General features: G+C 58.3%; 14 protein-coding genes. 9 read left to right on the top strand and 5 right to left on the bottom strand.

Annotated features, from left to right (window positions below):
* The first annotated feature begins 275 nt into the window (after positions 1-275).
* The 5 genes from R3F64_RS05795 to R3F64_RS05775 all read left to right on the top strand — a co-directional run bounded on the left by R3F64_RS05795 (position 276) and on the right by R3F64_RS05775 (position 5,000).
* On the top strand, positions 276-1,445 hold the full coding sequence (locus R3F64_RS05795) for an alpha-hydroxy acid oxidase (RefSeq protein WP_332610330.1): 1,170 nt from the start codon (positions 276-278) through the stop codon (positions 1,443-1,445).
* A 463-nt stretch (positions 1,446-1,908) separates the two neighbouring features.
* Positions 1,909-3,216, top strand: coding sequence for an ATP-grasp domain-containing protein (locus tag R3F64_RS05790; protein WP_253026627.1), 1,308 nt, complete (start codon positions 1,909-1,911; stop codon positions 3,214-3,216).
* Positions 3,217-3,366: 150 nt separating this feature from the next.
* A complete protein-coding gene (locus R3F64_RS05785; protein WP_253026629.1) occupies positions 3,367-3,771 on the top strand; it encodes a CidA/LrgA family protein in 405 nt (134 codons plus the stop codon).
* Between the two features lie 3 nt (positions 3,772-3,774).
* On the top strand, positions 3,775-4,494 hold the full coding sequence (locus R3F64_RS05780) for an LrgB family protein (protein WP_332610327.1): 720 nt from the start codon (positions 3,775-3,777) through the stop codon (positions 4,492-4,494).
* A 29-nt stretch (positions 4,495-4,523) separates the two neighbouring features.
* The gene (locus R3F64_RS05775) at positions 4,524-5,000 is read left to right on the top strand and encodes a LabA-like NYN domain-containing protein (protein WP_332610326.1); all 477 of its coding nucleotides are present in this window, start codon (positions 4,524-4,526) and stop codon (positions 4,998-5,000) included.
* 2 nt (positions 5,001-5,002) lie between these two features.
* Here the strand turns inward: R3F64_RS05775 and R3F64_RS05770 are convergent, their stop codons facing one another.
* From R3F64_RS05770 to R3F64_RS05760, 3 genes are read right to left on the bottom strand one after another with little or no spacing between them, the layout of a single operon-like run.
* Positions 5,003-6,043 carry an ABC transporter substrate-binding protein gene (locus R3F64_RS05770; protein WP_253026635.1) on the bottom strand — a complete coding sequence of 347 codons (1,041 nt, stop codon included), beginning with the start codon at positions 6,041-6,043 and terminating at the stop codon, positions 5,003-5,005.
* Positions 6,043-7,440, bottom strand: coding sequence for a sensor histidine kinase (locus R3F64_RS05765; RefSeq protein ID WP_332610324.1), 1,398 nt, complete (start codon positions 7,438-7,440; stop codon positions 6,043-6,045). The genes R3F64_RS05770 and R3F64_RS05765 overlap by 1 nt, the downstream gene beginning before the upstream one ends.
* On the bottom strand, positions 7,437-8,105 hold the full coding sequence (locus tag R3F64_RS05760) for a response regulator (protein ID WP_253026639.1): 669 nt from the start codon (positions 8,103-8,105) through the stop codon (positions 7,437-7,439). The genes R3F64_RS05765 and R3F64_RS05760 overlap by 4 nt, the downstream gene beginning before the upstream one ends.
* 139 nt (positions 8,106-8,244) lie before the next feature.
* Between R3F64_RS05760 and R3F64_RS05755 the strand changes: the two genes are divergently transcribed.
* From R3F64_RS05755 to R3F64_RS05740, 4 genes are all read left to right on the top strand, one after another.
* Entirely contained in the window at positions 8,245-9,237 is a 993-nt protein-coding gene (locus R3F64_RS05755) for a Bug family tripartite tricarboxylate transporter substrate binding protein (RefSeq protein ID WP_253026641.1), read from the top strand.
* Positions 9,234-9,683: a tripartite tricarboxylate transporter TctB family protein gene (locus R3F64_RS05750; RefSeq protein WP_332610318.1), complete on the top strand. Its 450-nt coding sequence runs from the start codon at positions 9,234-9,236 to the stop codon at positions 9,681-9,683. The genes R3F64_RS05755 and R3F64_RS05750 overlap by 4 nt, the downstream gene beginning before the upstream one ends.
* 12 nt (positions 9,684-9,695) lie before the next feature.
* Positions 9,696-11,189, top strand: a complete 1,494-nt coding sequence (locus tag R3F64_RS05745) for a tripartite tricarboxylate transporter permease (protein WP_085919658.1) — start codon at positions 9,696-9,698, stop codon at positions 11,187-11,189.
* 117 nt (positions 11,190-11,306) lie between these two features.
* On the top strand, positions 11,307-12,362 hold the full coding sequence (locus R3F64_RS05740; RefSeq protein WP_332610315.1) for an AbrB family transcriptional regulator: 1,056 nt from the start codon (positions 11,307-11,309) through the stop codon (positions 12,360-12,362).
* Positions 12,363-12,390: 28 nt separating this feature from the next.
* Here R3F64_RS05740 and R3F64_RS05735 read toward each other — a convergent pair whose 3' ends face one another.
* Together R3F64_RS05735 and R3F64_RS05730 are read right to left on the bottom strand one after the other, a co-directional pair.
* Positions 12,391-12,603: a hypothetical protein gene (locus tag R3F64_RS05735; protein WP_332610313.1), complete on the bottom strand. Its 213-nt coding sequence runs from the start codon at positions 12,601-12,603 to the stop codon at positions 12,391-12,393.
* An 84-nt stretch (positions 12,604-12,687) separates the two neighbouring features.
* Complete coding sequence (locus R3F64_RS05730) at positions 12,688-12,987, bottom strand: hypothetical protein (protein WP_085919657.1); 300 nt, start codon at positions 12,985-12,987, stop codon at positions 12,688-12,690.
* Positions 12,988-13,020: the final 33 nt, after the last annotated feature.

Genomic DNA, 13,020 nt, shown 5'->3' with positions numbered 1-13,020 from the left:
GAAACTTTCACCAGGCTCAAACACTAAAGATGCTTCGATGCTACTGACTACGTTCAACTTGCTATCCAACTGGAACCACCTTGCGCTTTCATAACCCACACGTCAACAGCATTAACAAAAAACTGGAGTGCGATGTTGCCTCACCACTCTGCGGTTTAATTTTCGTCCGGGTTATGTATTGACGGCAGTATTCTGTTAAAAAAGTCATTGGTGGCGGTCAGGGGGTCTGCTGCCGAGGACGTCTGCTGCCTTTCTCACACTTCATAGGATTACCCATGCCGGTCTATACCAATATCGAAGATCTCCGTCGTCGTTATGTCCGCCGCACGCCCAAGATGTTCTATGACTATGCCGAGTCGGGCAGTTGGACAGAGCAGACCTTTCGCGAAAACACCAGCGACTTCCAGCATATCCACCTCAAGCAGCGGGTGGCCGTTGACATGTCGGGGCGCACCACGCGCAACCAGATGATCGGTGAAGACGTGGCCATGCCGGTGGCCCTGGCGCCTGTCGGGCTGACCGGCATGCAGTCCGCTGACGGTGAGATCAAGGCGGCTCGGGCAGCCGAGAAATTCGGCGTGCCGTATACGCTGTCGACCATGTCGATCTGTTCGATTGAAGACGTTGCCGAGCACACCACCAAGCCGTTTTGGTTCCAGGTATACACGCTCAAAGATGACGATTTCATGCGCCGTCTGATCGAACGCGCCAGAGCAGCGAAGTGTTCCGCGATTGTGGTGACGGTGGATCTTCAGGTGCTTGGCCAACGCCATAAAGACATCAAGAATGGGCTGTCAGCGCCCCCCAAATTGACCCCTCGCTCAATCGCCAACATGGCCACCAAGATTCCCTGGGGGCTTGAAATGCTGCAAACCAAGCGGCGCTCATTTGGCAATATCGTCGGCCATGCCAAAGGGGTGACGGACCCTTCGTCATTATCAACCTGGACGGCGGAAGCGTTTGATGTCTCGCTGGACTGGAATCGAATTGCTCAATTCAAGGAGTGGTGGGGCGGCAAGCTGATCGTTAAGGGCATCATGGCGCCAGAAGACGCACGTCGCGCAGCCGAGATCGGCGCGGATGCCATCATTGTCTCCAACCATGGCGGTCGCCAGCTGGATGGGGCCATGAGTTCTATCCGCATGCTGCCCGCCATCATGGATGCCGTTGGCGACAAAGTGGAAGTGCATCTCGACTCGGGGATTCGCTCGGGCCAGGATGTCCTCAAGGCGCTTGCGCTGGGTGCCAAGGGCACCTACATCGGTAGAGCCTACACCTATGGACTGGGCGCTGCGGGCGAGGCCGGCGTCACTCGGGCGCTGGAGATCATCCACAAGGAGTTGGACACCACCATGGCACTTTGCGGTGAAACCGATACCCGCAACCTTGGTGAGCACAACCTGTATGTGCCTCAAGGCTTTGGCGACCCCACCGTCAAACTCTAATACCCTCGGGCGGCTTGACGGCCGCCCGACGGCACCAGCCAACCAATGTTTCGTTATCGCCTGGCTTCGGTATCGTGGCTCTTTTGACGTTGGCCTTGGCTACCCTCGAATAAATGTAACGCCTTGTTTTTTAATTTCTTTACAGGGCTCTACTTGTATGCACCTTGACGCCCTGAAGTGCCGGGTCAAGCCCATTCCTGCCTTCCGGAAAGCGGCCGCGATGACCGCCGTGAAACGCTAACAGTATGCAGGAAAACTTATACAAGCTTTTTCCAGAAATACTACAATCAAATTGCCATCCAGATGGGAATCGTCTAGGTTAAAATGAGAGTAGATATGTTGAAAAGTCTTACTGCTGACATGGTCGATCATCTCTAAACAACACTGGCTGCGTCTTGCTTCACCTTGTTCACCCCAATGTTGTCGCAGTCTGTCTCGGTTAACCCGCAAAGGAGAACATCGAATGTCGATAACATCAGAAAAGCAGTTACCCGAATCGGTAGCCGCTTGGCGCGACCCGGAAATGGATTCGGTTAAAGGTACCGAGACCCCCAAGGACCCCAACAAGGGTTACATTGCCCTGCTCGGCTGGAGTGTCAACGCGATCAAGGCGGCGCAAAAATTTGACCGCCGTTATGTCGTGGTTGCCCCGGAATGGGCCGAAGATTTCTGTACCGCCAACAATATCCCCTTCATCGCCTGGGACTTTATCCGCCTGAATGACCGGTCCATGGAAATCGCCGAAAGGCTGAAAGCCGAGGGCGTCGACGTTGCCATCCCACTGTTTGAAGAAACCGTTGAGTGGTCCGGTGCGATAAATTCTGTCCTTCTCGACAGCCCACGCATGTACGGGCAGTCCATCCTGTTCCGCGACAAGGCCCTTATGAAGCGCCGTGCGCAGCTTGGCGGTATTCGCGTGGGTATTTTCGAGGAAGCTCACGAGAAAGAAGACGTTATTCGCTTCATGAAGCGCGTCAACCAGACGCTGCTCAAGCTTGATGGTGACCCTGACGACCCGATTCACGTCAAGGCATTCGATAAAGCTGGCTGCCTCGGCCACCGCATGATCCGCACGATGGAAGAAATTGAACACATTCCAGATGAAGAATATCCGCTGCTGATGGAAAGCCACCTGGATGGCTGGGAATTTGCGGTGGAAGCCTGGATACACGATGGCAAGATCCAGTTCCTCAACATCTCGGAATACGTGACGTTGGGCTATTCGGTCTTCGTGCCCGCCACGCAAGAGCTCGAAAGCTGGCGCAACGCGATTACCAAGCAGATCGAACTGCTGATTAAAACGTTCGACATCCAGTTCGGCCTGATCCATCCCGAGTACTTCGTCACCGCAGACGGCGAGATGTACTTTGGCGAGGTTGCCTATCGCCCGCCCGGCTTCAAGGCGTTCGAGCTGATCGAAAAAGCCTACGGGTTTAATGCGTACCAGGCGTCAATGTTGGTGTTCGACCCCAAAAGCACTAAAGAGGAAGTGGCTGCCTTCTTCCCACGTGAGGTGGTCGATGCGAAAGGCTACGCAGGCTGCTTCGGTGTGTACCCAAGGCGCCGTGTGGTCAGCAAGTTGGAGATGCCAAAAGAAACGATCGAGCATCCCTATTTCGAGTCCCACGAACTGGTCGCGCCGACGGAAGAGACCGTGCCAGACCGCTCGGCCTTCGGCACTCACTGGGGCCTGGTATTCTTCTTTGGCGACGATCCCATCAAGATGCGGGACCTACTGAAAGCGCAGGAGGATCTGGACTTCTACGTCTAACGCTCCTGTAACGCCATGTTTTTAACGATGGGCGCGTCTATCAGTCTCTGGAATACTCAAATTCCTTACGCTGATAGGCGCGCCCTACGTTTTGTGCCTGTCATCCCATAGTATGTATCGACAATATCCATGGTGTGGTGAACTCGCCCCATGGATGCACAACGCTTAACCCTTTCCAAAACAACTGGCGAGGTCATCAACATGGTTCAGGGGTTTTTGATTCTGCTGATTTGCCAACTCATGGGCGAGTGGCTGATGGTATGGTTCGGCTGGCCAATTCCGGGCCCGGTAGCGGGCATGCTCCTCCTGTTGATCGGGCTGATGTTCCATGGCCGCGTGCCGGATGGCCTGCGTTTGCCTGCCGAGGGATTGGTGCGGCATTTATCGCTGCTGTTTGTCCCGGCAGGCGTCGGCCTGATGCTATTTGCAGAGACACTCGCCCAGCAATGGCTCACGATTCTGGCCTCGCTGCTACTGAGCACCCTTATTACCTTGTCGCTGACCGGCTGGCTGCTGCAGGCGTGGGAAACCCGTCAATACAAGCATAAGGAATAAAGGATGGAGCTCACCACTTTTTGGGTTTACTTCAACGCCCGGCCTCTGTTCTGGATTGTGGTTACGCTGGGGGCCTACCTGTTGGCCAGCGTGCTTAATCGCAAGGCGGGTGGCACTGCGCTGCTGCATCCGGTGCTGGTCGCCATGTTGATGATCATCCTGCTGTTGACCCTTAGCAGCACCGACTACGACACCTACTTTGAAGGGGCGCAGTTCATTCACTTCCTGCTGGGCCCCGCCACAGTGGCGCTGGCCGTGCCCCTTTATGACCACCGTGCCCGTATTCGCCGAATGCTGCTGCCGTTGCTGGTCGTTTGCCTAAGCGGCAGCCTGACGGCCGTCGTGACCACCGTCTTGATTGGCCAGCTTTTTGGCGCCAGCGATTCGCTGTTGCTATCCATGGCCCCTAAATCGGTCACCTCTCCCATCGCCATTGGTATCTCGGAACAGATAGGCGGATTCCCGTCACTATCCGCCGGTTTATCGTTGACCACCGGCGTGATGGGTTGCCTGCTCGCCCCACTGGTATTTCGCGTCCTCAAGGTGCGTTCACATACGTCAAGCGGCTTCGCCCTGGGCCTGGCCGCACACGGGTTCGGAACGGCCTATGCCATGCAGCGCAGCACCCTGGCAGGTGCCTTTGCTGGCCTGGCGATGGGCATGACGGGGATATTCAGCTCCGTGCTGATTCCGCTGATCAGCCAACTGTTCGGCTTGAACTGAATACAACTTACGGAAAACTAATTATATTTATGGAAAAAGTCGCCATATTCGTGGATATCCAAAACATCTATTACACGGTGCGATCAGCATACGGAAAGAACTTTGATTACAATAAGTTCTGGGCTCGAGCAACGACAGGAAGAGACGTTGTGAAAGCCGTTTGTTATGCCATCGACAAAGGCGACAAAAAACAACGCGAGTTTCAAACGATACTAAGAGCCATTGGTTTTGAAGTGAAGCTAAAGCCCTTCATTCAACGCTCGGACGGCTCCGTCAAAGGCGATTGGGATGTTGGCATTGCCCTCGATGCAATAGAGTACGCCGAACAGGCCGATACTATCGTGCTGGTAACAGGCGACGGAGACTTTGATCTACTCGCCAATAAAATCCGCACACAACATGGTAAAACAGTGGAGGTTTACGGCGTCCCTCAGTTTACAGCCGTCTCACTGATAAACGAGGCCAGTGCGTTTATACATATCGATAAAGCACTGCTACTAAATTAGCGTTAATCACCGCCGCGCTGATAGCGACTGAACTCACGCTGCCACCGTGCCATAAAGGCATCGCGGCGTAGCGCATCGACAAAGGCAAGCACCGAGGCGTTAAGCGTGATGGGATAGAGGCGGTCGCCGACCTGGTCGCGCAAGCGTTGAGCGGTATAGGGCCCGACCACGTCGGGCCGAACGCTGAAAAGCGGGGTCTGGGCCGCCAATACACGCTGACCATCGCGGCTAAGCAGAAAGTTCATAAAGGCTTGCGCCGCGCGCGGGTTTGGCGCATCACGGTGGATGAACCCCGTTCGCATCATTACCAGGGCGTAGTCCTGAGGTACCTGCACAATCACCTCGGGATTTTCCTGAGCCCACACCATGGCGTAGGAACCCAAAAGGTTGTAACCCAGCCAGTAGCGCCCCTCCGTCAGCCCTTTCAACATCGAGCGGGTATTGGCTTCGAGCTGGGCGTCGGCGTCCCCCAGTACCGTCACCAGATCCCAGAACCTGTCGGTATAGCGAGCATCCTGCTGGAACAGGGTGTAGCCGATCCCGCTTTCTGACGGGGAGTAAGTGGTTACCTTACCCTGTAACGTCTCACGCTGTTCGCTTAGCAGCGTGTGAAGGTCCGCATGGGTTTGCGGCGGCAGGATGTGGCGCGCCAGATCAAGCCGGTAAGCCATGACGATCGGCTCGAAGGTGAAGCCGAAAAGCTCATTTCGCCATTTGGCCCAGTCAGGCCATTCGCTGGCCTGTGCAGAATCCAGCTGTTGGGCATAACCCTGATTCACCCGGTTCATCTGCCAGGGCATGGCGGAGCTGATCACCACGTCGGGCGGGGGGTCCGCTGTCGCTATCAAGTCATTGACTTCCAATGTGGAACGATCACGGTAGATGAGCTCGATAGCCGGGTGGGCCTGCTCGAAAGCCGCCAAAAGAGGCGCGACGACCTGCCGGTCCAACGCGGCTTCTACCACCAACGGCATCGCTTGCAAACGCTGGGAAGATGAAAAACAGACAACCAGCAGGGCAGTCGTCAGCCATAGGCGGTGCATCAGGTTTCCTCTCTTATCGCCAGAAAGTGCAACTCAATCCGAAGCCCGTGAGGCTGTCGTTCTTTGACATGAAGTTCGGCCGCATGGCGTTGCGCAATGGAATCCACAATCGCCAGACCCAGGCCTGACCCCTGCGTATCCTGACGCCCGCCGCGCTCAAAGGGCTGAAACATCCGATTGCGAACCTCGGGCTCCACCCCAGGGCCATTATCCTCGATATAGAGCATGATGTGATGGTCGATGGCCTCTAGTCCCAGGGTAATCTCACTACCGGCGGGGGTATAGCGCAGCGCGTTGTCGATCAGGTTGCCCAGCAGCTCACGGAGCGCCCACGCTTGCCCCCGTATCATGACGGGTTCGGAAGGCAACTCGGCCAGCCCCAGGTCGTGGTGCATCGCCGCCTCGCGCTGGGCCCACTCAAGCACGGTGTCATGGAGCGTCGTTTTAAGGTCGATCGGTTTGAGCTCGTCAGCCTCTTCGATATGGCGCAGGCGCGCAAGGCTTAACAACTGGCTGGCAAGACGACTGGTCCGCTTCGCACCGTCGTGGACGTCCGACAAGGCTCGATACCACTCATCTGGGTCGTGGCTATGCAGAGCCAACTCGCTGGTACTCTGCAAGCCCGCTAGCGGAGTCTTGAGCTGATGGCTGGCGTCTGCCGTGAAGCGCAGCAGGTTGTCACGGCTCTCGCGCTGGCGGGTAAACAGGGTATCAAGCGCCTCGACCGTTTCACGCAATTCTTCCGGCACCTTGCCATTGAGGGGCCGCGTGTCATCCGCCGTGCGTTGCCGCAATTGATGGCGCAGCTGGCGCATCGGTTTCAATGCCACTCGCATCGCCAATAGCATCAGGATACCTGCCAGCATCACCATGGCGATAAATCGAATGACCGCTCGGTCGAACAGCTCTTTGGCCAGTGCCTCGCGCCCACTGACCGTATGCCCCACCCAGATCTGCACCGGATCCTGAATGTCCCATCCCGCCGAGTCGTACTCCCTACCATGCAAGCGCCAGCGAGTCCCCGCCTGGGTCAGATCAAGCCAGGTGGGTTCGATGGCCGCCTTGTCACGTCCTGCCTTGGGAATGGGGATATCGAGGTTGGCCGAGATTCGTCGTCCGTCAGGGTCGAGCACGGCGTAGAAGACCCGCTCCTGATGAGAGGTCGCCAGAATCTGCAGGGCGGCGGGCGGAATCCTGACGACAGGCTCGCTGCCTTCCCACTGCACCGACTCGGCGGTGGTCAGTGCAGCCGCTTCAAGCTGACTGTCGTAAGCGCGCTCCGCCGCGCGCTGGGTGGAATAATAAGCCTCCATCAGCAGTAGCGTACCGAGCCCCGAGACCATGACGAACAGCCAGATCGCCAGACGCGCTTTTAGCGTGCCTTGAACGTGAATCACCTTGGCACTTCCTCGAGGCGATAGCCCAGGCCCCGAAAGGTTCGGATGCGCAGACAGCTGCCTTGAAGTCGCTTGCGCAGGCGGCTCACGTAAACCTCCAGTGCGTTGGAGCCAACGTCCCCATAGCTGAACACCCGCCCTTCCAGCATCTCGCGCGGGGCGATATTCCCCGCGTGTAAAAGCAGCCCCTCAAGCAGGCGCAGCTCTCGGCGTGGGAGTTCGAGCACTGTGCCGTCGAGTGTCGCGACGCCCGCCGTCGGATCCAGGCATAAAGGACCGTATTTCAGTCGATTATCGCTGCGCTGCTGGCTGCGCCTTAGCAAGGCCCGCACCCGGGCTTCAAGCTCTGCCACCGAGAACGGCTTGGCAAGATAGTCATCCGCGCCCAGGTCAAGACCGTGGACGCGATCATCGACGCCGTCCCGGGCCGTGAGAATCAGCACCGGTGTCCTGTCGCCGCGCTCGCGTAACTCCTTCAGCAATTCAAGGCCATCGCCATCGGGTAACCCCAGATCGAGCAAAACAAGATCGAAGGTGTCATTTCGCAGTGCCGTACGCGCTTTGCTTGCGAGCGTGAAGACATCAACGGTATTACTCAGACGAGCAAGCGCATTGTCCAGCGAGCGGGCGATCATCGGATCGTCTTCCACGATGATTAGGCGCATGTGACTAAAGTCTCAGAACAGTATTGGGAAGATGACAGGTTGGTGAAAGGTTGCCTGCCTAACATGGCGACTGTCATCTGGTATGACCGGGCTCGGACATTCACCGCGCCCGACTACAACAAGAGAACAGGAGTTCGTCATGAAGATCAACCCAATCCTTCGCCACGCCTCAGGCCTTGCCATCATCGGCAGTGCCTTGTTGATTGGCCAGGCTCACGCCCAGACGATCCCGGAATCCACCGAGTGCATCGCGCCAGCCAAGCCCGGCGGTGGCTACGACCTGACGTGTCGCCTCGCTGCCAATGGCCTGCAGGATACCGGCCTGATCAACAAGCCGATGATGGTCAGCTACATGCCCGGGGGCATTGGCGCGGTGGCTTATAACCATGTCAACGGTGTACGCACCGATGACCCTGGCCTGATCGTTGCCGCCAGCACCGGTGCCGCCGTCAACCTGGCGCTTGGCAAGTTTGGCCAGTACGACGCTGATGAAGTCCGCTGGCTTGGCGCGCTCGGCGTCGACTATGGCGCTATCGTCGTCAGTGCCGATGCACCTTGGGAAAACCTCGAGGAGCTGATGGCCGACCTGAAAGAAAATCCCAACGAGATTGCCTTCGGCGCTGGCGGAACGGTCGGCAGCCAGGACTGGATGAAGGCGGCGTTGATCGCCAAGTCCGGGGATATGTCGCCAAAAGACCTTCGTTACGTGGCCTTCGAGGGCGGCGGCGAGGCCCTGGCGGCATTGCTGGGCGACCACATTCAGGTGTTCACCGGCGACCTCTCGGAACTCAAGTCTCAGCTTGAGAGCGGCAAGATCCGCGTACTGGCATCGCTTTCCGAAGAACGGATGGGAGGCCCCTACGCCGAGATCCCCACCGCAGCCGAGCAGGGCTACGATGTGGAATGGCCGATCTGGCGCGGCTATTACATGGGTCCGGATGTCAGCGATGAAGCCTACCAGGCCTGGATCGAGCGCATGCAGGAACTGGCAGACGACCCTGTCTTTGCCGAACTGCGTGAAGCGCGCGGCCTGTTCCCGATGTCACGCTTCGGGGACGACTTTGACAGCTACGTCAAGGAGCAGGTTGCCGAATTCAAAGGATTGGCTGAAGAAGTGGGTCTGACGCAATGAGAATCGCCGCCGACCGAGTACTGGGTATTGCCCTGATCGGTCTGGCGGCGTTTATCGCCGTCCAGGCCATTCAGTTGGAAATGCCTTTCAGCTATGAGCCCGTCGGTCCCAAGGCATTCCCCTTGGGGCTGTCGATTCTGCTGACCCTGCTATCGCTGGTCATGATCTTGAGGCCCGGCGACAACGGCAGCTGGCCGCACAAGGCACTGGCACTCCGGTTGTTACTGGTGCTGGTTTTACTACTGGTCTATGCCGTCTTGTTCAGACAGCTGGGGTTCATCGTCTCATCGCTGCTGGTGGTCACCGCCCTGGCGCGACTGTTCGATGCGACCTGGGGTAAGGCACTGATTACCGGCGTTGTCATGTCGATTGTCGGCTATTTTCTGTTCACCGCCGCCCTCGGCATCAGTCTGCCTTCTGGCTACTTGTTCGCCAGCTTCATCTAAAGGATCGCTGAGATGTTCGATTTCCTGATCGACGGCTTCGGGGTGGCGCTAACCCCTCTCAACCTGGGCCTGGCCTTCCTTGGCGCCCTGCTGGGCACCCTGTTCGGGGCCTTGCCGGGTATTGGCCCGATCAACGGCATCGCCATTCTGATGCCGTTGGCCTACACCCTCGGCTTGCCGGCGGAGTCATCGCTGATCCTGCTGGCCGCCGTCTACACTGGCGCCGAATACGGCGGACGCATGTCGAGCATCTTGCTCAATGTGCCCGGTGATGCCGGTGCGGTCATGACCACCCTGGACGGCTACCCGCTGGCACAGAAAGGGCTTGCCGGCCCCGCGCTAGGCCTTTCGGCCGTTAGCTCCTTCATTGGCGCGACCATTGCCATTATCGGCCTGACACTCTTTGCGCCGCTGCTGGCAGAGGTCGCGGTGATGTTCGGCCCGGCCGAATTTTTTGCGCTCATGATCTTCGCTTTCTCCTCCATGTCGGTGATGATGGGCAAGGATCCCATCAAGACCGCCATTGGCGCGGTGCTGGGCGTGCTGATTGCCACCGTGGGTATCGACTCCGGCAGCGGCGTGTTGCGCTATACCTTTGGTTTGCCCGAGCTCTACGACGGCATCGACTTCGTGGTGATGATCATTGGGCTGTTTGCCATCAGCGAAATTCTGCTGATGCTTGAGCATGCTCACCGCTCGGAGGACGACGGCAAGCTCCCGCCGCTGGGTCGTGTCTTTGTCACCCTCAAGGAAGTTATCGCGTGTAAAGGTGCTATCGGCCGGTCGGGATTGCTCGGCTTTATCATCGGCGTTCTCCCCGGGACCGGTGCGTCGGTGGCGGGCGCCGTTTCCTACACTACCGAAAAGCGTCTTTCCGACAAGGACAATACCTTTGGCAAGGGCGACATGCGCGGCCTGGCAGCGCCAGAGTCAGCCAACAACGCGGCCGCGGTGGGCTCCTTCGTGCCCATGCTGACGCTTGGCATTCCCGGCTCGGGCACCACGGCCGTATTGCTGGGCGCGCTGATGCTTTACAACATCACCCCAGGACCGATGATGTTCACCGAGCGCCCGGAAGTGGCCGGTGGCCTGATCGCCTCGCTTTACATCGGTAACATTGTCCTGTTGATGCTGAACCTCCCGCTGGCTGGCGTCTTTGCCCGCGTGCTGACTATCCCGCGCTGGGTATTGGTACCCGCCATTGCTATCCTGGCGTTCGTCGGCGTCTACCAGTTGCACTCCGACCTGTTTGCCATCTACCTGATGCTGATCATCGGCGTGTTTGGCTACCTGCTGCGCAAGCTGGGGTTCTCCCTGGCCCCCGTGATTCTTGGCTACGTGCTGGGTGGCTTGATGGAGCAGAACCTGCGCCGCGCGCTGTCCATTAGCGGTGGTGATGTCGGCATCCTATGGCAGTCGGGTATTTCACTGGGGCTGTGGATAGCCGCTGCCTTGCTGCTGGTGCTGCCCTGGGCAGTGCCGAAGATGCTTGCGGCCAGACGCTGATTGACGAAAGCCAAACGCTGATTGACGAAAGCCAAACGCCGATCGACACGCAACACGACCGCCCCGGCAGATGTTCTCAACTGCCGGGGTTTTAACGCTAAAAGGAGATTGAAAACCATGCTGGCAGCAAGGATAGGCTCGCTAGGTCGTTTTCTGCCGACGTTGGCGCTCGGGATTGTCGGCGGTGGGCTGGCTTACTGGCTACAACTTCCCCTCCCCTGGTTACTGGGCGCCATGATCGCCACCACCGTGGCCTCTCTGGCGGGCGTCCCCCTTGAGTCACCGCGCAAGGGGCGCAAGGGGGTACTGGTGGTCATTGGGGTCATGCTCGGTTCAGCGTTCACACCGGAGATGACCGGCGACGCCAGCCTTTGGGGTATCAGCCTTGCCGTCATGCTGATCGCCACGGCGGTAATGATGACCTTCTCGGTTTGGTTCTCCTGCCGCGTGGCCGGGCATTCCTGGGAGACGTCGCTCTACTCTGGCGTGCCTGGCGGGGTCTCCACGGTGACGGGAATGGCGCTCTCCTCCGGGGCCGACCTGCGGATTATCGGCATTACCCACGCCGTGCGTATCCTGGTGCTGCTGGTGGCCATTCCGCCTGCGCTGCAGTTTATCGGCCATGTCGATATTGGCAGTGCCACGCCCGCATTGTCACAGTGGCTATGGATGCCAACCCCGATAGATATCGGCTGGCTGTTGGCGGCGGGCATCAGCGGCGTATGGCTGGGCAAGATCCTTCGGCTGCCCAGCCCGCTGCTGTTCGGCCCGGCGCTGGTTTCAGGGGTACTGCACTTCTCCGGCCTCACCCACGCCGCGGTGCCCCCGGCGATCATTGCGTTCGCCCAGGTGATCATCGGTATCTCCGTGGGCGTGCGCTTTGCTGGCGCCAAGCTTGGCGCGGTGGGCATGGCGCTACTGATGGCCGTCATTCAGGCCCTGGTACTGTTGTTTCTCGCCATTATCGCGGCCTGGGCAGGCCACCTGCTCACCGGGTATTCCGCCGCGGCAGCGCTGCTCGCCTACATGCCCGGCGGTGCCCCGGAGTTAAGCCTGGTTGCACTGAGCTTGGGTATCGACCCTGCCTTTGTTACCACTCACCACCTGCTACGTATCACGCTACTGATGTTGCTGCTGCCCCTGCTGCTCAGGCGGATGGTAGTCAAAGACTAGCGATTCGCTGTGAGTGCCCAGGCCTGCATTACAGCAACCGCCCTGAGCGTTGGTCCCCTGCTCGCTCGAACCAACTCTCTTCGCGCACTTGATGGGGGCACTGAGCGCCGCTGAATGCAGCGGCTGGAACATGGCAGGGCCACCATCGCGAGCCAGCCGAGGCGGCGGTGACCAGATGGGGCTCGTCGAGCAAGTGGCGGGCAGAGTAGCAAACCATGAACGCCATGGTTCTTTGATTCATGAGTTCGTAAACTAAAAAGGCCCCGACAGTGTGTCGGGGCCCCGCGGCTCATAAGCCAAATAGCACGTCGGTATTAGATCGCGTTTAGGTGGTCGCTTCGCGCGCCAGTTCCAGTTGATCAGCGCTCAACTGGATATCTGTCTCGTGCTGATTTTCCGTTCTAAGGCTAGCGCGTGCTTTTTTCATGGCAGCGCTGTCGCCTTCGCTCACGATATCCTGGGATAAATCCATGACCGATACCGACGTATCAGCGTCCTGTTGCGTTACCTGGCCAGTCTTCAGAGGCTCGTTCAGTTGAATGGCACGCTCAGTGGCCGGGTCGGCCTGGGCGACCATGGGAATGGCGACAATGACAAGAGCTGAAAGCGTTGTCCTGAGTTTCATGATACGTCTCCTTGGGTTGGTACGGAGAAATGC

The organism is Halomonas sp. 5021, from assembly GCF_036663435.1.
Lineage (GTDB): Bacteria > Pseudomonadota > Gammaproteobacteria > Pseudomonadales > Halomonadaceae > Vreelandella > Vreelandella janggokensis.
The sequence above is the reverse complement of the archived record's forward strand: the minus strand, read 5'-3'. Positions and strand labels throughout refer to the sequence as shown.

Coding starts and splice junctions, on each gene's coding strand:
- R3F64_RS05785 (WP_253026629.1), top strand. CDS start 3,367: ATGGATGCACAACGCTTAACCCTTTCCAAAACAACTGGCGAGGTCATC.
- R3F64_RS05745 (WP_085919658.1), top strand. CDS start 9,696: ATGTTCGATTTCCTGATCGACGGCTTCGGGGTGGCGCTAACCCCTCTC.
- R3F64_RS05755 (WP_253026641.1), top strand. CDS start 8,245: ATGAAGATCAACCCAATCCTTCGCCACGCCTCAGGCCTTGCCATCATC.
- R3F64_RS05750 (WP_332610318.1), top strand. CDS start 9,234: ATGAGAATCGCCGCCGACCGAGTACTGGGTATTGCCCTGATCGGTCTG.
- R3F64_RS05760 (WP_253026639.1), bottom strand. CDS start 8,105: ATGCGCCTAATCATCGTGGAAGACGATCCGATGATCGCCCGCTCGCTG.
- R3F64_RS05790 (WP_253026627.1), top strand. CDS start 1,909: ATGTCGATAACATCAGAAAAGCAGTTACCCGAATCGGTAGCCGCTTGG.
- R3F64_RS05740 (WP_332610315.1), top strand. CDS start 11,307: ATGCTGGCAGCAAGGATAGGCTCGCTAGGTCGTTTTCTGCCGACGTTG.
- R3F64_RS05735 (WP_332610313.1), bottom strand. CDS start 12,603: ATGAATCAAAGAACCATGGCGTTCATGGTTTGCTACTCTGCCCGCCAC.
- R3F64_RS05770 (WP_253026635.1), bottom strand. CDS start 6,043: ATGCACCGCCTATGGCTGACGACTGCCCTGCTGGTTGTCTGTTTTTCA.
- R3F64_RS05780 (WP_332610327.1), top strand. CDS start 3,775: ATGGAGCTCACCACTTTTTGGGTTTACTTCAACGCCCGGCCTCTGTTC.
- R3F64_RS05775 (WP_332610326.1), top strand. CDS start 4,524: ATGGAAAAAGTCGCCATATTCGTGGATATCCAAAACATCTATTACACG.
- R3F64_RS05730 (WP_085919657.1), bottom strand. CDS start 12,987: ATGAAACTCAGGACAACGCTTTCAGCTCTTGTCATTGTCGCCATTCCC.
- R3F64_RS05795 (WP_332610330.1), top strand. CDS start 276: ATGCCGGTCTATACCAATATCGAAGATCTCCGTCGTCGTTATGTCCGC.